At 37.2% G+C, this 22,384-nt stretch carries 20 protein-coding genes and 1 pseudogene; 4 read left to right on the forward strand and 17 right to left on the reverse strand.

Features of this window, described 5'->3' with window-relative positions; all coding sequences use genetic code 11:
* Positions 1–32: 32 nt before the first annotated feature.
* From folP to rlmE, 3 genes are all read right to left on the reverse strand, one after another.
* The gene (gene folP / locus DV356_RS04985; protein WP_118806613.1) at positions 33–860 is read right to left on the reverse strand and encodes a dihydropteroate synthase; all 828 of its coding nucleotides are present in this window, start codon (positions 858–860) and stop codon (positions 33–35) included.
* A 111-nt stretch (positions 861–971) separates the two neighbouring features.
* Positions 972–2,879, reverse strand: coding sequence for an ATP-dependent zinc metalloprotease FtsH (gene ftsH, locus DV356_RS04990; RefSeq protein ID WP_118806614.1), 1,908 nt, complete (start codon positions 2,877–2,879; stop codon positions 972–974).
* Positions 2,880–2,969: 90 nt separating this feature from the next.
* Positions 2,970–3,599: a 23S rRNA (uridine(2552)-2'-O)-methyltransferase RlmE gene (gene rlmE, locus DV356_RS04995; protein WP_005691617.1), complete on the reverse strand. Its 630-nt coding sequence runs from the start codon at positions 3,597–3,599 to the stop codon at positions 2,970–2,972.
* 126 nt (positions 3,600–3,725) lie between these two features.
* On the opposite strand from rlmE, the gene yhbY reads away from it, so the two are divergent.
* The gene (yhbY, locus tag DV356_RS05000) at positions 3,726–4,025 is read left to right on the forward strand and encodes a ribosome assembly RNA-binding protein YhbY (RefSeq protein ID WP_005674664.1); all 300 of its coding nucleotides are present in this window, start codon (positions 3,726–3,728) and stop codon (positions 4,023–4,025) included.
* A gap of 39 nt (positions 4,026–4,064) precedes the next feature.
* Here yhbY and greA read toward each other — a convergent pair whose 3' ends face one another.
* The gene (greA, locus tag DV356_RS05005) at positions 4,065–4,541 is read right to left on the reverse strand and encodes a transcription elongation factor GreA (RefSeq protein WP_005637913.1); all 477 of its coding nucleotides are present in this window, start codon (positions 4,539–4,541) and stop codon (positions 4,065–4,067) included.
* 163 nt (positions 4,542–4,704) lie between these two features.
* On the opposite strand from greA, the gene dacB reads away from it, so the two are divergent.
* Together dacB and DV356_RS05015 are read left to right on the forward strand one after the other, a co-directional pair.
* Entirely contained in the window at positions 4,705–6,144 is a 1,440-nt protein-coding gene (gene dacB, locus DV356_RS05010) for a serine-type D-Ala-D-Ala carboxypeptidase (RefSeq protein ID WP_118806615.1), read from the forward strand.
* 93 nt (positions 6,145–6,237) lie between these two features.
* A pseudogene (locus DV356_RS05015) lies at positions 6,238–6,389 on the forward strand (IS1595 family transposase); the annotation flags it as partial.
* 69 nt (positions 6,390–6,458) lie between these two features.
* Here the strand turns inward: DV356_RS05015 and rpsO are convergent.
* From rpsO to DV356_RS05040, 5 genes are all read right to left on the reverse strand, one after another.
* Positions 6,459–6,728 carry a 30S ribosomal protein S15 gene (gene rpsO / locus DV356_RS05020; protein ID WP_005652821.1) on the reverse strand — a complete coding sequence of 90 codons (270 nt, stop codon included), beginning with the start codon at positions 6,726–6,728 and terminating at the stop codon, positions 6,459–6,461.
* Positions 6,729–6,863: 135 nt separating this feature from the next.
* Complete coding sequence (locus DV356_RS05025; RefSeq protein ID WP_192882159.1) at positions 6,864–7,025, reverse strand: hypothetical protein; 162 nt, start codon at positions 7,023–7,025, stop codon at positions 6,864–6,866.
* Entirely contained in the window at positions 7,025–7,753 is a 729-nt protein-coding gene (locus DV356_RS05030) for a BUD32 family EKC/KEOPS complex subunit (RefSeq protein ID WP_005662421.1), read from the reverse strand. Before DV356_RS05030 ends, DV356_RS05025 begins: the two co-directional genes overlap by 1 nt.
* A 233-nt stretch (positions 7,754–7,986) precedes the next feature.
* Entirely contained in the window at positions 7,987–8,520 is a 534-nt protein-coding gene (fabA, locus tag DV356_RS05035) for a bifunctional 3-hydroxydecanoyl-ACP dehydratase/trans-2-decenoyl-ACP isomerase (protein ID WP_005650386.1), read from the reverse strand.
* A 169-nt stretch (positions 8,521–8,689) separates the two neighbouring features.
* A complete protein-coding gene (locus DV356_RS05040) occupies positions 8,690–10,465 on the reverse strand; it encodes an AAA family ATPase (RefSeq protein ID WP_192882160.1) in 1,776 nt (591 codons plus the stop codon).
* A gap of 126 nt (positions 10,466–10,591) precedes the next feature.
* On the opposite strand from DV356_RS05040, the gene matP reads away from it, so the two are divergent.
* On the forward strand, positions 10,592–11,038 hold the full coding sequence (matP, locus tag DV356_RS05045; RefSeq protein ID WP_118806618.1) for a macrodomain Ter protein MatP: 447 nt from the start codon (positions 10,592–10,594) through the stop codon (positions 11,036–11,038).
* Between the two features lie 68 nt (positions 11,039–11,106).
* Here the strand turns inward: matP and recD are convergent, their stop codons facing one another.
* The 8 genes from recD to DV356_RS05085 form a co-directional block, all read right to left on the reverse strand.
* Positions 11,107–13,029 carry an exodeoxyribonuclease V subunit alpha gene (gene recD, locus DV356_RS05050; RefSeq protein WP_118806619.1) on the reverse strand — a complete coding sequence of 641 codons (1,923 nt, stop codon included), beginning with the start codon at positions 13,027–13,029 and terminating at the stop codon, positions 11,107–11,109.
* A complete protein-coding gene (recB, locus tag DV356_RS05055; RefSeq protein ID WP_118806620.1) occupies positions 13,029–16,664 on the reverse strand; it encodes an exodeoxyribonuclease V subunit beta in 3,636 nt (1,211 codons plus the stop codon). Before recB ends, recD begins: the two co-directional genes overlap by 1 nt.
* A gap of 112 nt (positions 16,665–16,776) precedes the next feature.
* Entirely contained in the window at positions 16,777–17,130 is a 354-nt protein-coding gene (gene rplT / locus DV356_RS05060) for a 50S ribosomal protein L20 (protein ID WP_005596075.1), read from the reverse strand.
* A gap of 65 nt (positions 17,131–17,195) precedes the next feature.
* Positions 17,196–17,393: a 50S ribosomal protein L35 gene (rpmI, locus tag DV356_RS05065; protein WP_005596065.1), complete on the reverse strand. Its 198-nt coding sequence runs from the start codon at positions 17,391–17,393 to the stop codon at positions 17,196–17,198.
* Positions 17,394–17,603: 210 nt separating this feature from the next.
* Entirely contained in the window at positions 17,604–18,149 is a 546-nt protein-coding gene (infC, locus tag DV356_RS05070) for a translation initiation factor IF-3 (RefSeq protein ID WP_425287131.1), read from the reverse strand.
* Positions 18,150–18,278: 129 nt separating this feature from the next.
* On the reverse strand, positions 18,279–19,091 hold the full coding sequence (locus DV356_RS05075) for a D-hexose-6-phosphate mutarotase (RefSeq protein WP_110432156.1): 813 nt from the start codon (positions 19,089–19,091) through the stop codon (positions 18,279–18,281).
* An 84-nt stretch (positions 19,092–19,175) separates the two neighbouring features.
* The gene (locus DV356_RS05080; protein WP_118806621.1) at positions 19,176–20,621 is read right to left on the reverse strand and encodes a sulfatase family protein; all 1,446 of its coding nucleotides are present in this window, start codon (positions 20,619–20,621) and stop codon (positions 19,176–19,178) included.
* Complete coding sequence (locus DV356_RS05085; protein ID WP_112074704.1) at positions 20,621–22,300, reverse strand: solute:sodium symporter family transporter; 1,680 nt, start codon at positions 22,298–22,300, stop codon at positions 20,621–20,623. Before DV356_RS05085 ends, DV356_RS05080 begins: the two co-directional genes overlap by 1 nt.
* Positions 22,301–22,384 lie beyond the last annotated feature (84 nt).

Here is a 22,384-nt window from a genome sequence, read left to right on the forward strand (position 1 = left end):
AATTCCTTTAATTTTTTATCGTTATAAAACCATCAGGCATTTTCTGTCGCCTGCCAAACTTTGAGCATATCTGATGCTGCTGCAACATCATGTACGCGTAAAATTTTTGCACCTTTTTGCGCTGCAATAAGCGCGCCTGCCGCACTGCCAATCACTCGCTGATCGATGGGTTTCTCAAGCACTGCGCCAATCATTGATTTGCGAGATAATCCTGCTAATACGGGATAACCATTCAGACAAAATTCATTCAGATTTTGTAATAATTGATAATTATGCTGTACAGATTTGCCAAAGCCAAAGCCCATATCCCAAATTAAATTTTCTTTTTTAATGCCAGCAGAAAGGCATTCATTAGTACGTTTTTGTAAAAAAGCCAATACATCTTGCATGACATTTTCATAATAAGGATTTGCTTGCATCGTGCGAGGTTGCCCTTGCATATGCATAATACAAACAGGTAAAGCCAGTTTTACCGCCGTTTCTAACGCATTCGGCTCTTGCAAAGCACGAATATCATTAATCAAATCCATTCCAACATTTGCCGCTTCACGCATCACAACAGCTTTTGAGGAATCAACAGAAATCCAGCAATCAAAACGGTTTCGCACCGCCTCCACTACTGGCACAACACGATGCAATTCCTCTTGTTCAGAAACTTCATCTGCATTCGGACGTGTAGATTCACCACCAATATCAATAATTGTCGCACCTTCTTCCAACATTTTTTCAACTTGAAAAAGTGCTTTATCTAGACTAAAAAAATGTCCGCTATCAGAAAAAGAATCAGGCGTAAAATTAAGAATCCCCATAATTTGAGGCACGCTTAAATCAAGACATTTATTATTTGCGTAAAGTTTCATAAAGTGCGGTTAATTTTTAGAGTGATTTTGGTGGGCGATTATAGCGAAATACATCCAAGAAAAAAATCATTAGGAAAAAATAAAGCCTTTCCGAAGAAAGGCTTTGATGAGTTAAACATTAAAATCATCGGTATTTTCTACCGCACTTTCGGGCTTTGTATCATTCGTTGTTGAATTTGCATAAGCAGCCTGCTGAGTTTTCGGCTCTCCCCAACCTGATGGCGGTGTGATAGGTTCGCGATTCATCAATTGTTTAATTTGCTCTTCTTCAATGGTTTCATATTTGACTAACGCATCTTTCATCGCATGAAGAATATCCATATTGTCGATCAAAATCTCTCTTGCTCTCGCATAGTTACGATTTACAATTGCACGCACTTCTTCATCAATCGAATGCGCAGTTTCATCTGACATATGTTTCGCTTTCGCCATTGAACGACCTAAGAAAACCTCGCCCTCATCTTCCGTATAAAGAATCGGACCTAACTTTTCAGAGAATCCCCATTGCGTCACCATATTACGTGCGATATTAGTTGCGACTTTAATATCATTTGATGCACCTGTTGAGATATTTTCTTCACCATAAATCAAATCTTCCGCCAAACGACCGGCATACAAGGTAGAAAGCTTACTTTCTAATTGTTTTTGGCTAATACTAATTTGATCACCTTCAGGTAAGAAGAATGTCACACCCAAGGCACGACCACGAGGAATAATCGTCACTTTGTGAACAGGATCGTGTTCAGGCACTAAATACCCCACAATGGCGTGACCTGCTTCATGATAAGCAGTGGATTCTTTTTGCTTATCCGTCATAATCATAGTGCGACGCTCTGGCCCCATATTGATTTTATCTTTCGCTTTTTCAAACTCAAGCATGGTTACCGTACGTTTATTCACTCGAGCAGCAAACAAAGCCGCCTCATTGACTAAATTTGCTAAATCTGCACCAGAATAGCCCGGCGTACCACGCGCTAACGTCATTGCATCAACATCTTGCGCAACAGACACTTTACGCATATGCACTTTTAAGATTTGCTCACGACCTTTCACATCAGGTAAGCCAACAACTACTTGCCGGTCAAAACGGCCTGGACGGGTTAAAGCTGGATCAAGTACATCTGGACGGTTAGTTGCCGCAATAACAATTACGCCATCATTACCGCTAAAGCCATCCATTTCAACTAGCATTTGGTTTAAGGTTTGTTCACGCTCATCGTGTCCACCGCCTAAGCCCGCACCACGTTGGCGACCCACTGCATCGATTTCATCAATGAAGATTAAGCAAGGTGCATTTTTCTTAGCCTGTTCAAACATATCACGTACACGTGATGCGCCAACACCTACAAACATTTCTACGAAATCAGAGCCAGAAATAGTGAAGAATGGAACTTTTGCCTCTCCCGCAATTGCACGAGCAAGTAAAGTTTTACCAGTGCCTGGAGGCCCTACCATCAAAATACCTTTTGGAATTTTACCGCCCAAATTTTGGAATTTATTCGGATCACGCAAGAAATCAACGATTTCGCCTACTTCTTCTTTTGCTTCATCGCAACCAGCCACATCCGCAAAAGTCACCTTAATCTGATCTTGATTCAACATTTTGGCTCGGCTTTTACCAAAGCTCATCGCTTTGCCGCCACCTCCTTGCATTTGACGCATAAAGAATACCCATACACCAACAAGGAATAACATTGGGAACCAAGAAATTAAAATTTGGGATAAGAAACCACGTCTTTCAAATGGCGTGCCTTCCACTTTCACTTTTTTGCTTAATAAATCATCAAGCAATTTTTTATCTTCAAGTGGTGGCATTACGGTTGAATATTTAGAACCATCGGTTTTCGTTACCGTAATTTCATTGGCATCAAAACGTGCCGCTGTTACTTGTCCGTTGCTTACATCGTAAACAAAGGTTGTATAATCAGTAGAATTTTCTACCGAAGATGAATTGAAACTTTGGTATGCTGTCATCATAATGACTGCCACTACCACCCAAAGCACTAGATTTTTGACCATATCGTTCAAAGTCTAACCTACCTTTCCTAAGTTAAAAAATTTCGTCACAAGATACTACACATCATTAGCAATGAAAAGCTATCAAAGCAATTATCCTTTATAGCCTGTTGCCACAATATATACTTCACGAGATCGTCCACGTGATGCTTCAGGCTTACGCACTTTTACCACATTAAATAAAGAACGAATTTCTCTTAAATATTCATCAAAGCCTTCCCCTTGAAAGACTTTAACAACAAAACTTCCTTTGCTTGCCAAGACTTGTTTACACATATCTAAAGCAAGCTCGACCAAATACATTGCACGTGGAATATCCACTGATGGCATTCCACTAAAATTGGGAGCCATATCAGACATCACAACATCAACTTTATCTTCGCCTACGCGTGCTAATAAAGCATTCAAAACATTTTCATCACGGAAATCACCTTGTAGAAAATCAACGCCTACAATGGGATCCATTTCTAAAATATCACAAGCAATCACTCGACCTTTGCCACCAATTTGGCTTACTACGTATTGTGACCAACCGCCTGGTGCTGCGCCGAGATCGACCACTGTCATTCCCTGTTTAAATAATTTATCCGTTTGCTGAATTTCATCAATCTTAAAATAAGCGCGTGATCGCAACTTTTGCTTATGTGCTTTTTGCACAAATTGATCACTAAAATGTTCATTCAGCCAACGAGAAGAACTCGCTGAACGTTTTTTCTTTCCCATAATCTTCTATTTTTTGTAGTCGTTTCGCCTATATTTGGGTACAATCTGTCAAATTCAAGTCGAGGCTGATTGAAATCAATGAAAAACATTGAGAAAATCAACCGCTCTTTTTTATTAGGAATCCTTATGACAACCTTATCAACCAAACAAAAACAATTTTTAAAAGGTCTTGCGCACCATCTTAACCCAGTCGTTATGCTTGGTGGAAATGGCTTAACCGAAGGCGTACTTGCTGAAATTGAAAATGCACTTAATTATCACGAACTCATCAAAGTAAAAGTTGCTGGTGCAGATCGCGAAACAAAACAACTTATTATCGATGCGATTGTGCGTGAGACTAAAGCAGCACAAGTACAAACTATCGGGCATATTTTGGTGCTTTATCGCCCAAGCGAAGAAGCAAAAATTCAGCTTCCACGAAAATAACATCAAAAGTGCGGTCATTTTTAACCGCACTTTTTTTATTTAAATATAATTCACTTCAATAATATCAAACTCAACGACACCGCCAGGCGTTGTAATATTAACGGTATCATCTAATTCTTTACCAATTAAACCTCGTGCAATAGGAGAATTAACCGAAATCAAACCAGATTTAATGTCAGCTTCATCATCGCCTACAATGCGATAAGTGACTTCTTCATCTGTATCCGTATTTACAAGCACAACGGTTGCACCAAAAATAACTTTACCGTTATTTGGCATTTTTGTTACATCAATAATTTGAGCATTACCAAGTTTACCTTCAATCTCTTGAATACGACCTTCACAAAAACCTTGTTGCTCACGCGCCGCGTGATATTCTGCATTTTCTTTTAAATCTCCGTGCTCACGTGCTTCTGCTATGGCTTTAATAATTTCAGGACGACGTACATTTTTTAAGAAGTCCAATTCTTCACGTAATTGTTCTGCGCCACGCACAGTCATTGGAATTTGTTGCATTGTTTTTCCTTTTACTAAATAAAACAAAAACCACGGCAAAATCCTAAAATCTCGCCGCAGTATTATTAAAAATAAACTTGAAATGAGAAAATGATTTACTCAATTTCATTCGGGGCTTATTATTGTTCGTCTAAAAAAAAATAGCAACCATAACAAACCTAATATGAAAAAATTATCTTCAATTTCCACCGCACTTGGTTCCTTTTTACTTTCCGTAAGCTTTAGCCTGCCAACTTTCGCAAACATTAATGTTTCAGATTTAACACAAAAACTGCCTGAAGGCTCTAACACAGGTGTTATTGCTAAAAATATCAATCAAAATCAAATTATTGCGGATTATAATGGCTCAACCTTTATGCTTCCTGCAAGCACACAAAAAGTTTTTACTGCCGTTGCCGCTAAACTTGCATTAGGCGATCAATTCAAATTTGAGACCGCACTTTTAACTAATGGAAAAATCCAAAATGTCAATTTAGAGGGTCACTTAATCGTGCGTTTTACAGGCGATCCTGATCTCACAAGTGGCCAGCTTTATACCTTACTTGCAGAATTAAAAAAACAAGGTATCAAAAAAATTAATGGCGATTTAGTATTAGATACCTCTGTTTTTTCCAGTCACGACCGAGGATTAGGTTGGATTTGGAACGATCTCACAATGTGTTTCAACTCTCCCCCTGCAGCGGCAAATATCGATAACAACTGTTTTTATGCGGAACTAGATGCGAATAAAAATCCAGGTGAAATAGTAAAAATTAATGTGCCTGCACAATTTCCAATTCAAGTGTTCGGACAAGTTTATGTAGCGGATAGCAATGAAGCTCCTTATTGTCAGCTCGATGTTGTTGTACACGACAATAATCGCTATCAAGTAAAAGGATGTTTAGCCCGTCAATATAAACCTTTTGGCTTAAGTTTTGCCGTGCAAAATACGGATGCTTATGCTGCCGCGATTATTCAACGTCAATTAAGACAATTAGGTATTGAGTTTAATGGCAAAGTCTTGTTACCCCAAAAACCACAACAAGGTCAGCTATTAGCGAAACATTTATCAAAACCATTACCAGATTTATTGAAAAAAATGATGAAAAAATCGGATAACCAAATTGCCGATTCATTATTCCGAGCTGTGGCATTCAATTACTATAAACGCCCCGCCTCCTTTCAATTAGGCACATTAGCGGTTAAATCCATATTGCAAAAACAAGGAATTCGTTTTGGTAATAGCATTTTAGCCGATGGTTCGGGTCTATCTCGCCATAATCTTGTGGCACCTAAAACGATGCTATCCGTTTTAGAATACATCGCCAAAAACGAAGATAAACTACATTTAATGGAAACTTTCCCCATCGCAGGTGTAGATGGCACGATCAGTGGGCGAGGTGGATTAATTAGCCCGCCATTAGTGAAAAACGTGATTGCTAAAACTGGTTCTTTGAAAGGCGTTTATAACCTAGCTGGCTTTATGACAAATGCACGAGGGGAAAAAGTGGCATTTGTACAATTTATTAATGGCTACTCAACTGGCGATTTGGAAAGCAAAACAAAACGTGCCCCATTAGTACAATTCGAGCGTAATTTATATAACGAACTCTATAAATATTAAGGTGCTGTAGTAGATAACAACTAAAAATCCCATTTAGGTTAGAATAAACCAATGAGAAAAAGTCACTTAAGCCAGCATAAATAAAATAAACTCATTGAACTGTTTGCCGTAGGTGTCACAGCAAGAACAGCCAGTAAATTGGTTAATGTAAACAAAAATACAGCCACTATTACTTTCATCGATTACGCTTACTCATTTATCAAACAAGCCCACATTTGGAAATGTTTGAAGGCGAAATTGAAGCTATCTAGTACATCCCCATAAAAAAAGCCCTCGATATTCGAGGGCTTGATTTTTTACTATCGTAATAAAAATTAGCGACGTAAACCTAAACGAGCGATAGTGCTTTGGTATAAAGCAAGATCAGTACGTTTTAAGTAGTCTAAAAGTTTACGACGACGAGAAACCATACGTAATAAACCACGACGACCATGGTGGTCTTTTTTGTGCTCTGCAAAGTGAGTTTGTAAGTGGTTGATTTGTGCAGTTAATAATGCGATTTGAACTTCAGAAGAACCGGTATCTTTCGCATCACGACCAAATTCAGCAACGATTGCTGCTTTTTTTTCAGTACTTAGAGACATTTTTTACTCCTAAAAGGTAGTGTTGTTAATACATCATTCGCCGATCTCTAACTCAGCGATGACAAGGAAATCGCATTCTAACGATGAATAAGTTCAAATGCAAGATAAAGATTAAAGTTACCGCACTTTTCATTATTAGAAGCGAATACCAGATCCAATCCCCACACCTAATCCTACACCATTACTTCCACCACCAGCACTAACACCACCAGCACTAACACCACCAGCACTAACACCACCACCAGTACAAGCAGCTAATATGCCTGATAATGCAAAAATAAAAAATATTTTCTTCATCATTTTTTCTTTATCAAGAAAATTTCAAATAAGCGATAAATCGAAATTAAATCTGTCTTTGCAATAGGTTTAAAAGGCAATAAAAGATAATAAACCCAGCTAAAACGTTGCAAAAATACGATCATATTTTGCCAATTTTTCGCTTCACAATGTGTTTGATAATACAACGCTACTTTTTGAATAAAAGTGTCCGAAATATCTTCTTCTCGACATAAACTATCAAAGAAAAATAACATATCCCGAATAACTACCCAATTTTGATTTCGGCTATTTGAACGAGATTCAAAATCAAGAAAAGTAACTTTCCCTTTATCCCAAGTAATATCTCGAATAGCAGGACGACCATGCACCAAATTTTTAGCATGCAAATCAATCAGAGCGAGACAAGCATCATAAATAATTAAAAATTTCTGTTGTTCATCTATATTTTTATTACATAGCCATTGTGATACGGTAAGTCCCACATTCTCTAAAACAAAAAAATGATCACTATAATAAGAGACTTTTGGCACTGGCGCATTTTGTTCAGCAAGCTTCAATAAAGTATATAATTCATTTTTAAAAGATTTTTTAGGATGGGGTTTTAATAATAGCCAAATACCTTTCAATTTTTCAGGTTGCTTCAACCAATATTTTTTTCCTTCATATTGAAAAGGATAAATTCGTTCATCTCGATGTTTTGTTACCAGTTGCTTCACATATTCTTGAAAATCATCATTTACCATCATATTCCCACTACTTTAGTATATTATTTATAATTTAAATAGAAATTAATTTAATATTTTCTATAATAACGTTTATTAAAAACTTTAAAATAAACTTTATTTACCACTAATAAAATTAAAAAATAACAAGAATATTATAGATATTTTAAAAATTTATTACAATTTAATAAGTAAAAGTGCGGTGAAAATCTAAGAAAAACTTTCACCGCACTTTTGTATGAATTAATAAAGGAAAATTAAAATGTTGAGGTATCTTGGAATAGTCCCACTTTTAAATCTGTCGCGGTATAAATAACACGACCATCTACTTCAACTTCTCCATCAGCCATTCCCATAACTAGTTTACGATTAATAACTCGTTTCATATGGATTCGATACACCACTTTTTTAGCTGTTGGCAAAATTTGTCCTGTGAATTTAACTTCTCCAACCCCTAATGCTCGCCCTTTTCCTTTGCCACCAATCCAGCCTAAATAAAACCCAACAAGCTGCCACATCGCATCCAATCCTAAACAACCTGGCATTACTGGATCGCCAATGAAATGACAACCAAAGAACGGCAATTCAGGTTTAATATCAAGTTCGGCTTCAATGTATCCTTTACCGAAAGCACCTGTTTCTTCATTCATTTCAATAATGCGATCCATCATCAGCATGGTTGGCGCGGGTAATTGTGGCCCTTCTTTACCAAATAATTCGCCGCGACCTGACGCGAGCAAATCATCATAAGAATAACTACTTTTTTTATTAAGTGTACAAGCGTTTTGCATTTCAGATTCCTTTATATATGATAAATCCAGTTTATAACTGATATATGTATTTTAAAAGGAACGCAGTAAACTGTAAATAGCTAACACCTGTTCGCAAAACTTGTCGGAGCAGTCACTCTTAGAAATTATAGAAAAAAAGAAAAGCGAAAAAATGCTCGCTTTTCTCTATTTAGGAGCGGAAAAAATGCCAAAAACTTTTTCGTTCAGAATCGGCACGTCCCTCAATACGACGTTGAATAAGACGAGATAAAGGCTCAGTTTTTTCTGTATAATCTTTGTTTTCATCTAACAAATCACGCCCAAATAACAATTCACAAGCCTGATAAATATCTTCCACAGGATAAATAAAAAACTCGCCATTTTTTACCGCACTTTTTACTTCATCAGATAAACTCAGTTGCTGGATTGTTGTCATTGGAATGATTACACCTTGTTTTCCAGTCAAACCACGACGTTGGCAAATAGTAAAAAAGCCTTCAATTTTATCATTTACACCACCAACAGAATGAACAAGTCCAAATTGATCAATTGATCCTGTAATTGCGATATGTTGAGGCAAAGGCAAATCGGCTAAAGCACTTGCTAACACACAAAAAATAGCCAAAGATGCACTATCGCCATCAATTTCTCCATAAGACTGTTCAAACACCAATGATGCAGAAAATGGCAATTGCGAGGGCAAATCTAAGATATTGGAAAGACAAGCCTGAGCAATCATCATTCCTTTACCGTGAATATTTCCCGCTAGTTCATTTTTTCTTTCAACATCAATCACTTCCCCATCGCCAAATTGCACAATACAACTAATACGCGAAGGTTCGCCGAAACATACTGGCGTGCCAGGATATTCAATTACCGAAAGCCCATTAATTTGTCCAACAATTTCGCCTTGCGTTTCGACATAAACTTGCTCGTTTAAAATATCGGCATAAGTTTGTTCTTTTAAGAAACCATATTGCGCTAATTTTTGTTGAAAAATACCCTCAAAATCCACCGCACTTAATGCAGTTTTTTCAGCAAAAGTTGAAGCATCCTGTAATATTTCTTTTAATTTGAGAGGAGATGCATTAATTAAAAAGCGATTTTCACTTTCACGAACTAATAATTGATAGAGTTTATTTAAAGCAAGAAAATCTAGCTCAATATTTTGCTCTTGAGCCATTTGTTGTACATAACCCGCCCAAGTTTTTTGTTCCTCCACTTCAGCTACAGAAATATAACTTTCAATTTCAGCATAATCGGCGAAAGAATAAAGATTTTCTTCTAACTCAGCCAAAGTGGCTAATTCAGTACGATTACCAAGTACAATCACTTTTAAGTTCAGCGCATAGCTTGGTATATCACAAGGTAAATTTTTAAATGGATGGGCTGAATACCAGTCAAAAGTCTGGGTTTGCAGAATTTGTTTTAATCGCCCCCATAAATCAAATTGAGATAACAATGTTGCCGCACTTAAAATCAAAACGCCACCATTAGCCTTATGCACCAATCCCGGCACTAATTGAATATCTTGTGAACTTGGATGAATCCGAAAACTACCGAAAAGCTGGAATTGATCGCAATACAATGCGCTTAACGCCTCCCCTTGACTAGCAAAATTATCATCTAAAGATTTTGCTGGCTCAGTATAAACATGAGGAAAAGAAAAAGAGTCGCCCTGCTCTATCACATAATTTACACCAAAAATTGACCGCACTTTATGATGATTTTGCGATATAAAATTTTGTAATAACTCCGCATATTCAACAGGTTCGCCCACTTTCATCATTAGTAAGGAACGTGTCGGATGACGTAAAAATAAATCGATAGCCTGTGTAGCATTCGGTTGTAACGCCCAGAAATCCACTGGTTCTAAAGGAAAATCTTGAATTACCAAATCAGGTTGTAATGCCTGCCAATTTAAAGATTGCTCAATAGCTTGTTGTTGAGAAAATAATGAACTCACGGCTGGTCTCTTTCTAGAAAAATTGACCACATTATCGCATATTTAATAGCCTTGTGAAAATCCACTAGAAAATCGGCATAAAAACACGTATATTAATACAGTTACCACGTCACTCAATGATAAAAAATGAAATACCAAAAACTCGAAAATCAAGAAGCAAATTGGAAATGGATTTACCTAATTCGTAAACATCGCGAAGGGGAAAATATTACTCGCTACGAAGAACGTAGTTTGCAAGAAGCTAAAGCCCAAGAATTATTAGAATCCCAAAATTATCCTGAAAAAATTGAAGAATGGATTAAAAATCATCTTTCTCCAGCCTTACCAATTAAGCTTGATCAAGCTATTCGTGCACGCCGTAAACGCTTTTTTAATGGTGAAAAACAACATACCAAGAAAAAATCCATTGATTTGGAATATGCGGTTTGGCTACGTCTTTCTAAATATTCTCGAAAAATGAAGATGACGCTTTCGGAAACAATTACCTATATGATTGACGAAAGAGAAAGCAAGGCACAACTTGAAAATCAAATGGCAGCAATGAAAACCAGTTTGAAGAATTTATTAAAATAATCTTCCCCAAAAGTTATTTTAAATGGAGATTATCTGATTGATTTATCTTCCAAATTTACCGCCTTTTACTAATTTAAATCTTCCAATAATTTTCCCAATCCGCTCTGGCGTTTGACGGTCTGACGAATCGCTGTTTTCCATATTTTTTCATCGGCAAATATAGTGAGTTCTTTTTTCGCACGAGTGACACCCGTGAAAACTAATTCTCGCGACAGTACTGGATTTACTTCTGTTGGAAGCACCATGACGGTATGTTTAAATTCTGAACCTTGAGATTTATGAATCGTCATCATAAAAGCGGGTTCGTGCGCTGGAATTCGGTTTGTCAGCACTTCTCGATTGCCAAACCATACTTTGCCATTTGCCAAGCAAAGTCCAATATCGCCGTTATAAAGGCGAACGTTATGATCATTTTCAGTAATCATAATTGGCTTGCCGATATACCAATCTTGTTCATTACGGAACCAAAGCAATTTTTGCTCTCGCAACGCTAACGCAATTTCTTTATTGAGATTTTCGACACCTAAATTGTTATTACGAAGTGCGGTTAAAAATCTCACAGAATTAAATTGCGCTTGAATGGCTTCGGCATAGGAAATGCCTTGTTCATTTTTAGCGTTAGGATCAATTTTTTGTTTACGTAAATCATCCAACATTTTTAAGAAAGTGCGGTAATTTTCCACCGCACTTTTCACCACTTGATTGACCACATCGCTTTCATCATTTAGGGCATTAAAGTGCAATTCTTGCGGATAATGTTCAAATAACTTAAGGCTATCGTCTGCTTTGCCTTTTTGAATGAATTCAGCCAATTTTCCAATGCCTGAATCTTTATCAAAACGGCGACTTTCTGTTAGATGGCATAAGCAATCACGTATTGGATTTGAACAATCGGAACCTTCTACTTTGTAGCCTGTTGTCGCTTGTAAATACGTGGCTTGTTCATGACTATAAGGTTGATTAACAAATTGAGCTAATTCTCCCAATACTGCCCCCGCCTCAACAGAGGCTAATTGCGCCTGATCGCCTAATAAAATTAATCGGGTTTCGGGCTTTAACGCATTGATAAGTTTTGCCATCATCGGCAAATCAATCATTGATGTTTCATCAACAACTAATACATCCAACTGCAAAGGGTTATGGCTGTTATATCGTGTGTAATCATTAAAGGCATTCACGCCCAGTAAACTATGCAAGGTGCTGGCTTTTTGTGGAATCGCATTGAAAAGTGAATGGGATAAATTCATTTTTTCTTGCATAAAACCTAACGCATTTTTAATCGACTCTTCCAAACGGGAGGCGGCTTTGCCAGTCGGCGCAACCAATTTGATGTGTAATTTACAATCAAATAATTCTTGTAGAACGAGCAATAAACGCGTAACTGTGGTGGTTTTTCCTGTTCCTGGGCCGCCTGTAATAATCGAAAATGGACTTTTAATCGCTGTCGCCACTGCCACTTTTTGCCAATCTGTTTTTTCCTGTTTTTCAGGGAAATATTTCTCTAATTTTTGATGAATTTCATCATAAGAAAAGGCTAAAGTGCGGTATTTTTTTAAGGTATTTTTTATATATTGCACGATGCGATATTCATCTTGCCAAGTGCGATAGAAATACAACGCGCCAAATTGAAATGCCATTGGTGCAATTTGATTGACGGGATCTTGCGTAAATGCCATATGCTCGCACAACGCATTTTGCCAATCTTCCACAGCTAAATAACCAATCTTTTCACGAATTTCAGCTAAATAATCTTCTTCCGTTGTACGATAAGCCAAGCCAAATAAATTATGTTCTAAATAGCGATCTAATTGGCTGCAAGTATTTCCCTGCGTATAACGCCAACTACAAAGTGCGGCTAATAATATAGCTAAATTTTTGATTGGTTCCGCATAATCCGTATGACATTGTTTATCAGCTATCAACTTAGCAAAATAATAATCACCTTGAGAAAGAATGCGCTGCTCTTTAAGTTTGTGTAATACAGATAACATTAAAACATCCCGTCTAATTCTGTGATTAATTCAACGCTTGGACGATCATAAAATACGCCAGATTGTGGCTCACCATTCATTCCACGTAAGAAAAGATAAAATACCCCACCGAAATCTCGCACATAATCATAATCAGGCACAACGCTTTGTAAATAACGATGTAATGCCAGCGTATAAATTAAATATTGCCAATCATAGTGACTGTGTAACATTTCTTTTTTCAATGCCTCTTGATTGTAATCAGCGAGAGTTGAACCTAAGAAATTAGATTTATAATCAACAAGATAATATTTCCCATTATGGCGGAAAACTAAGTCAATCGAACCTCGCACCATGCCTTGAATTTGCTCAAATTGAAGTGACTCGCTTGGCAAATGATGATGGGCTTTCAACGCGCGATTAAACGCTTCAACATCAAAATGTTCCCGAATAGCCAAATAAAATGGCATTTCTTTAATGCAATCTTTATTTGCCAAATCAGCTAATGCTATTCCTATTTCATGAGAAAGTGGCGTATGTGAAATCTGTTGTAGCCAATTTTGTAGCGGTTCTGTAAAAGTTTCATCTAACTGTAAGGATTGTCGTAATTTGTCAATTTCTTCTGTATTTGCTAAATCAGAAAAATAGCAATTTTCAAAATGGCGATGCAATGCCGTCCCGACTTGTTTACCTCGTGGTAAATCTAAAATGCTTGATTCGCTTTCGTTTAAAAGTGCGGTGGAAATTTCAATCGAATTTTGGCTATCGTAATCTTTTGCATCATCAAAAACAGCGTGTTTTTTACCCGCACTTTCAGTGAAATAATTTTGTCGGCGATGTGCTTGTTCAATTGAAGTAAAACTGGTTATTCGCCAATCTTGCTCAATATTGCCCGTAAATTCTGCGGCTTTAAAATCATCATTTTTTGTATTAATTGATAAGGTCGGCAAAGCCTCTAGATTTGGCTTAGTACAGATTTCCACATTATCTCGCATTTTTTCTTTAAAGGTTTGCAACAATGTTTCGGTATCTTTAGGTGCTGATAAGGCTATTTCCTTGCCTATTTCACCTTGGCTTAATACATAATGTAAGGCATTCCATTTTTTATCAAATTGTGCAGGCAAAGCGAATGCCATTTGATATTTGGCACGTGTTAAAGCTACATAGAGTAAACGTAACTCTTCAGCAAACGTTTCTTCATAAAGTGCGTTTAAATTGCGATTTTCTATATCCCATAAGGTTTCATCTCGTTCTTTAGAATAATAAACATTCATGTCACCAGCCGTTGGAATTTTGCTTGGTACAGCTAAAAATGGTAGCCAAACTAAATCGTATTCTAAGCCTTTGGATTTATGGATACTCACGATTTTTACCAACTGGCGTTCGCTTTCTAAACGAATTTGAGCCTCTTGACGACCTTCGCCTTGAATTTGTTTTTCAAACCAACTGAGCAATGCCGCTTCACTTTCGTGTAGCGTGGCAGCTTGTTGTAAAATTTCTGCCAAATGTAGGAAATCCGTTAAATCTCGCTCGCCCGTGGCTTGGCTTAATAAGCGTTCTGAAATGCCTTGCTCCAATAAAATTTGATGTAACATTGCCAATATTCCTTGGCGTTGCCAAGTTTGTTGGTATTGAGCAAAGCTATCAGCCCAACGTTGCCAGTCTGCCTCATTTTGCTGAATTTGATGAATATCCGCTGCATTTAAGCCAAAAAGTGCGGTCGCAATCGCGTTCAAAATTGGGCGTTCAGCCACATTCAAACAGGCTTTAAGCACCCAAGCTAATTCTTTCGCAACATTGCTATCAAATACGCTATTTTGATCAGAAAGATAAACTGACGCGATCCCCAATTTTTGCAATTCATTTTTTACTAAAGCCGCTTCATTTTTATCACGCACTAATACGGCAATATTCGCCGCTTGCAATGTTTTACAAGTATCTTCATTTTGAAAAACTGCCTGATTTTCTGCCGCACTTTTTAGCCAATGTTGAATAGAAATAGCACATATTTTTGCCATTTCAATTTTATTCACTTTGTCACTTTCGGTTAGATAAAAACGATAAGCTGGTTCGGCTTTACCGTTTAAATAAAATCGCAGATGATCATTACGAGAATCAACAGCAGTAAAGTTAATATTTTGATAAATAAATGGCGATTGAGGAAAATCGAATAACGCATTTACGCCATCAACCAAATGCTTCTCTGAACGATAATTTTTAGTGAGTTCAAAGCGAGATTGGGCTTCGTCCGATGCTTTTAGATAAGTAAAAATATCTGCGCCACGGAAACGATAAATCGCCTGCTTCGGATCACCAATCATAATAAAACCAGTATTTTTTTCGGGATTATCACGATAAATTTTTGAAAAAATAGCGTATTGTTGTGAATCTGTATCCTGAAATTCATCAATCATCGCAAAAGGATATTGGAAGCGAATCATTTCCGCTAATTCATCTCCTTGCGCATCTTGCAAGGCTTCACAAAGCAAACGCAATAAATCATCAAAGGATTTTTCTTGATGATTTAGTTTATAGTCTAAAAGTTTTTGTTGTAGACCTTGGCGATAATGATAAAGAGTGAGTTTGCTTAGTAAATCTGGTGTCATTAAGGCATTAACGCGCTTTTCAAGCTCTGCAAAAATCGGGGAATAAAAAGGCGTTGCGGGTTTTTTATCTTTATTTTTATCCGTTGATTCTTCGCAATTTTTCTCAATAGATGATTGTAGGAAATAGTCTTTCAATGTGGTATTAATTTGATAATCTCTAGGATTATTTGACCATTGATTGATTTTATTAATCCAATCCCCTAAACGCTTTACTTGGTACTTTTTACGATTTAACGATTTCAACTGATCTTTTGGATAATCTTTAACCAGCTCATTTGTAATAATCGCTGAAATTTCATCCGCACTTTCTAACCAAAATGCCTTTAATTCATTCAACGCCTTTTGATAACCACCAAGATATTGCGGTAAAAAGATTTGTATTGGTACAGATAACGCCTGTTTATTTTCAATCTCCACCTGCAAATCTTTACCTAAATCCGCTTTCAACAAAGACAACACATTTGCTGGCGATACTAATTCTGTCGCGATAAAATTCGCAGATTCAAAATCCAACGGATAAAAATGCTCTCGCCAAAATTCATTAGCAAAACGAACTAATAAATCAGATTGATCTTTAATTAATTCTAAATTGAAATGAATGCCAGAATGGAAAGCATATTGCATCAACATACGGCGACAAAAACCGTGAATGGTATAAATCGCCGCCAAATCCATATTTTGTTCAGCTAACTTTAAGCGATGAATTGCCTCAAAAATATCTAAATCATGACAAAGTGCGGTAAGAAATTCATCATTTTTAAATTCGGATTTATCTTGGGTTTTAGCAAAGGCAGTGAGTTTATTAATCGCATCTGTTATACGCTCACGAATTTTTTTCTTAAGTTCTTCTGTCGCCATTTCCGTAAAAGTTACCACCAGAATTTCTTCCACATTTAACGGACGAGAAAAGTTATTTTCTCCAGCCTTTAATAAAAGTCGGAGATATAAAGAACCAATAGTATATGTTTTTCCCGTACCAGCAGATGCTTCGATTAAGCTAATTTGATTTAAAGGCAGTGTGATGGGATTCAGTGGGATTGTTTCGGCCATAGATTTTAACAGATGAGAACTAATGGCATTATTTTACAAAATTTAAAGTCATAAGTGCAAAAAAAGGACGCTTTTCAGCGTCCTAATTCTTCTTTATCTAAACTTTAAAAAATTAAAGTGCAGATTTTGCTTTTTCAACTAATGCAGCAAACGCTACTTTGTCGAATACAGCGATATCAGCAAGAATCTTACGGTCGATTTCAACAGATGCTTTTTTCAAGCCGTTGATGAATTTGCTATAAGATAAACCATTTTGACGCGCTGCAGCGTTGATACGTGCAATCCATAATTGACGGAATTGACGTTTACGTTGACGACGGTCACGATATGCGTATTGACCAGCTTTGATCACCGCTTGGAAAGCAACGCGATACACGCGTGAACGTGCACCATAATAACCTTTAGCAGCCTTAAGAACTTTCTTATGGCGTGCTCTTGCAATAACACCACGTTTTACACGAGCCATTATTTAATCTCCTATGTAATATTTTTCTAAAATGAACTAATCGTACGTTTTGCTTAAATAACGGCTTATGCGTATGGTAAGCAAGCTACTACTAAAACTTGGTCTGCTTTCGCAACCATTGATTTATGACGTAAATGACGTTTACGTTTAGTTGTTTTTTTAGTCAAAATATGACGTAAGTGAGATTGTTTACGCTTGAAACCACCAGAAGCAGTTTTTTTGAAGCGCTTCGCTGCGCCGCGTACTGTTTTGATTTTAGGCATTGTTAAAATAACTCCGCATTTTTCGTTTAAAACAACATAATCAGGCGAACTTAAAAAGTTACTTGGAAGCACTGATCATTTCCATCATAAGGCAAATTAAATTGCCTTTTCAAAAGCAGTTAGGCTGCGTAGTGTGCCCAACATGCAGTTGTCTTTTCATTTAAGTCAAACTTAAACAAAAAGATTTGCTGAGAAATCTCAGCAAAATTCTTATTTTTTCTTCGGCGCTAACACCATTACAGCCTGACGACCTTCTAATTTACCTGGTGCAGATTCAACCACTGAAATTTCAGCTAAATCATTTTTTACGCGCTCTAATACATCTAAACCGATGTCTTGATGAGCCATTTCACGACCGCGGAAACGCACGGTAATTTTCGCTTTGTCACCGTCTTCTAAGAAACGGATTAAGCTACGTAATTTAACTTGATAGTCACCTTCGTCTGTGCCTGGACGGAATTTAATTTCCTTAACTTGCACAACTTTTTGTTTTTTCTTTTGTTCTTTAGCGGTTTTACTTTTTTCGTAAAGGAATTTACCGTAGTTCATAATGCGACAAACCGGCGGCTCTGCATTTGGGCTAATTTCAACAAGATCAAGCTCTGCTTGTTCTGCCATTTCTAGGGCTTGTTGAATAGAAACAATCCCTGCCTGTTCACCATTTTGGTCAATTAAACGAACTTCTTTTACACGAATCTCTTCATTGATACGGTTTGGGCGATTTACTGCCGGCGCTTTTTTTACGGTTTTAATAATCGTATTCCTTCTATTGGTTAATAGTAAAAATCTTTTCGCTAAAAATAAAAGATTTCAAATTTGTTGCCCACGAGAAACGAGCAAAATCCCGCGAATTCTATAGTATTCACACCACTTATGCAACAAAATTTAGCCTTTAAGCGAAATTTCTACGCTTAAACTTTCGCCAAATTCAAGTAAGTGATGAATGCGTGCAGTTTCTAAGCACAACATTGTTTGATAGCCAGTTTCACTCATTCCTCTCGTCTTTTTGTGCCAAGGATTCCAAAGGACAAATTGACTTGCATTATGATAATGCAGTGCAATTGTACGATTGAAACTTTTATCTAGGATTTGATTATGCATTGTTTCTGCAGAATAAATGCAATCGACATTTTCAGAAATGTGACGCGGTGACGGAACGTTTTCTTGTTGTTGGTTTAAGCTATTAAAACAAGTTTCAGGTAAACCTTGTACTTCCACTTGATTAATATCCCCAATATTAAAATAGGTATGTAATGCTGCTTGGGCTGGTTCTTCGCCATAATGGGTAAAAGTTAAATGACATTTATCTGTAAATACCATTGAGACTTTAGCTTCAATAATATTTAAATCAGAAAACAACTCAAATTCTAACCGCACTTTATGCGCTGAAATATCATAATGGCTTAACTGCCATAAACGAATACGAGCTGTGCCGTGCGCAGGTTGTTTTACGCCACCAAACCAAGGATAACAAATCGGTACGCCACCACGAATAGCATTGCCATTTTCGAATGGTTCTACTTCACTTAACCATAATACATCTTGAGCTACGCCTTGTGGTTGCCAGCTAAGAAGTTGTGCGCCTTGCAGGGAAATTTTTGCTGTGCCAACAGCGTGTTTTAAGTGAAGAACTGGGATATCGTTATGTTGAACAAGATGAAGTTCTGGTGTCAGTGTTTTTAGTAATGTTGTTTTCATGTTTATTCCTATGGTTTTAAAAGATAAATAAGGTGCAGAGATAACAAAGGGCGTATCAGATACGCCCTTAATCTACGACTTTGATTAAATTTCGTCAATAATTCGATAAACCCAATTTTCCAGTGGGTCATTCAGACGTTTCATCTCTGCGCGCATTTCTTCCAACATCTCTTTTTTGATGCTGTTGTATTGTGGATCGTAGAATAAATTGTGCATTTCTTCTGGATCATTACGTATGTCATAAAGTTCACACACATCGGTCGCATTAAATACGAGTTTGTAATCTTTACGACGCCACATACGCTGTTCAAAATACACAAAATGCCCCGCAAGCTGACCAAGTACACCTTTTCTTTGGTTATCTTGGTGTTGGCGCATAATCGGAAGAATGCTCTGCCCTTCAAAACTTTCTGGCACTTTTTGATTGGCTAAATCAAAGACTGTTGAAGTTAAATCGTGAAGATAAACAAGGTTATCATCTTCTTGATTTACACGATCAGAGTTTGGATCTTTGATAATCATCGGAATGTTGTAGGTGGCATCAAACATAAATTCACCTTTTTCAATCATTCGATGCGCCCCCATTGCATCACCATGATCTGCGGTTGCTACCAAGAAAGTGCGGTCATAAATTCCGCGTTTTTGAAGATAATCGAATAATTCACCGATCGCATCATCAATTAAGGTAATATAACCCCAAAATTTTGTGATGACTTCTTTCCAATGATCTTCGCTCGCCTCCCACATTCCCCACATTTTTGAAATTGTGCGGAAATGGTCTGGTTTGCCCTCTAACGGTGTAAAGAAACTTTTATCAAGCACCACATCTTCTTTTCGATACATGGAATAATAAGGTTCTGGCACGATACAAGGCGTGTGAGGTCCCCAGAAGTTTATCCATGCAAAGAACGGCTTGCCTTCATCTAATGATTCTTGAATATATTTTTTCGCTTCATCAATGATGAAATAAGGGATGGTTTGCTCTTTCGTACCTGAAAGTAAACCGCAAAGTTCTTGTACTCGTAAATGTGGGTTATCTCCAAAGTAGGCGCGGCTTACTTCTGGGATTTCATATCCCTTTTCTTCTAACCATTCTTTATAACGATTAGAGTGTGTTGGCGGTTGGTTGAAGACTAAATTTTTATATACGCCACTACCAGGATAGCCATAACCATCAAAGTTATGCCCTTTAATCCCATAATCTTCGGGTACGGATTTAGTACCTACGTGCCACTTTCCTACAACATAAGTGTTATAGCCAGCCAATTTACCGATATTCGGTTTTTCTTGGCTAATTTCGCCTATACCGCCCTTTTCCCCATTTTTAATAATGCCGTGAGACGACGGCATTAATCCAGTAAAAAGTGAAGTGCGAGCAGGACCACAAACAGAAGCTGGCGTGAAAGCATTATTAAAACGAACGCCCTCTTTTGCCAATCGATCTAAATTCGGGGTTTTCACAATTTGATGACCATAAGGCCCCAACATATCTTTACGAATTTGGTCTAATAAAATGTAAATAATGTTCATTATTTCGCCTCTTTATCTCGTACAACAAATAACACGATAATTTGTAACACCGCCCATACGCCAAGCACCATTAATGGATTACCATTTTCTGATGCCATACCAAGTGGAGAAAGGAATGTGTAAAGTGCAAGTAAACCTAACATTAAAGACACACTGGTTACTTTTAAATATTTCCAGTTGGTTAAATCTACGTCGCCTAAGTTTTCTTTGTTTTCAATGTAAGGTTCACGGCGTAAGAATTGTCCTAAGATGAGCATTAATACTACATCAAACACGAATAATCCGCCCATAACATACACAAAGTTGATTTTGACATTAAACACCCAAACGATGCAGAAGTACAAGATAACGTGAGCAAGTAAAGCGATACGTGCCGCTTTGCCTGATACCGTTTTGTTAAACATACCTACGGCAAATAAAGCAACGATTGGAATATTCACAAATCCTGCAAAACGTTTAGTGATTAAGAAGATTCCATCTGTACCAAACATAAGTAATGGCGCGAAAATCATAGTAACAATGGCCATAATGGTAGAAACTTTTTTCGCATAAGAAATTAATTCTGCTTCTGACCGCACTTTTTTGCTGATAGAAGGCAATAAGTCTTTACAGTAAATGGTTGCTGCTGAATTTAAGAATGAGTTAAAGGTACTTAAAATTGCGCCAAATAATGCGGCAATAAAGAAACCTTGTAACCAAGTTGGCAATACTTTGTTTACTAATAATGGATAAGACGCATCAATTGGATTGATACCTTCACCTAAAATATGGAAACTCAATAAACCTGGAAGATTTAAAATAATCGGTAAAGTTAATAAGAATAATGCCGCAATCAAAATCCCTTTTTGACCAGATCTTAAGTCTTTCGCACCTAAGCAACGTTGTACGATAGCTTGGTTAGTTGTCCAATAGAAAAAGTGAACCACCATAATGCCCGTGAAAATAGTCGGCCAAGGTGTAGCGTCGGTTTCACTACCAATCGCATTCCATTTTTCAATGTGCGTTGTTGTGATTGTGTGTAAACCTTCAGAGAAACTGCCATCGCCTAAATACATCAAGGCAAAGAATGGGACAAGCAATGCGCCAATAACTAAAATCACCGCATTAATGGTGTCAGATACCGCCACCGCTTTTAAACCACCCAAAATTGCATAAATCGCCCCAACAACGCCAATGGCAACAACTGTGTAAGTTATTGCAGCCCCATAACTTAAACCAAATGCAGTTTCTAAGTTGAAGATTTTATTGAAGGCAATTGCACCTGTGTAAAGTGCGGTTGGAATTACGATGAAAAGATAAAACACTAAGAAAAGCGTGGACATAATCAAACGAGTTTGACGGTCAAAACGGCTTTCAAAAAACTCTGGCACTGTTGTGTAACCGTTACGCAAATATTTCGGCAGCATATAAAGAGCCAAGAAACAAAGCGGAATAACCGTTGGAACTGTCCAAGCAATCACGGAAAAATTACCTTTATAGGACACCGCATTGACGCCGATAAGTTGTTCAGTTGAAAGCGATGTCAGCACCATTGAGCAGCCAATTACTAAACCGCTTAACCCACGCCCTGCCAAAAAATACCCTTTTGAAGATTTTAAATCATCCCCTTTTGTTTTTAACCAAGAAACATACGCAACCACAGTGGTTACAATGAGGAAGCTGAGTATCGTCGTAAGCATATATTGTTCTCCTATATCGACTAACACAGCATAAAGATAATATAACGCTCTCTAAAGGGTTATGATAATTGTCATATTAAGATT

The sequence above is a fragment of the Haemophilus influenzae genome (assembly GCF_003494325.1).
Classification (GTDB): domain Bacteria; phylum Pseudomonadota; class Gammaproteobacteria; order Enterobacterales; family Pasteurellaceae; genus Haemophilus; species Haemophilus influenzae_I.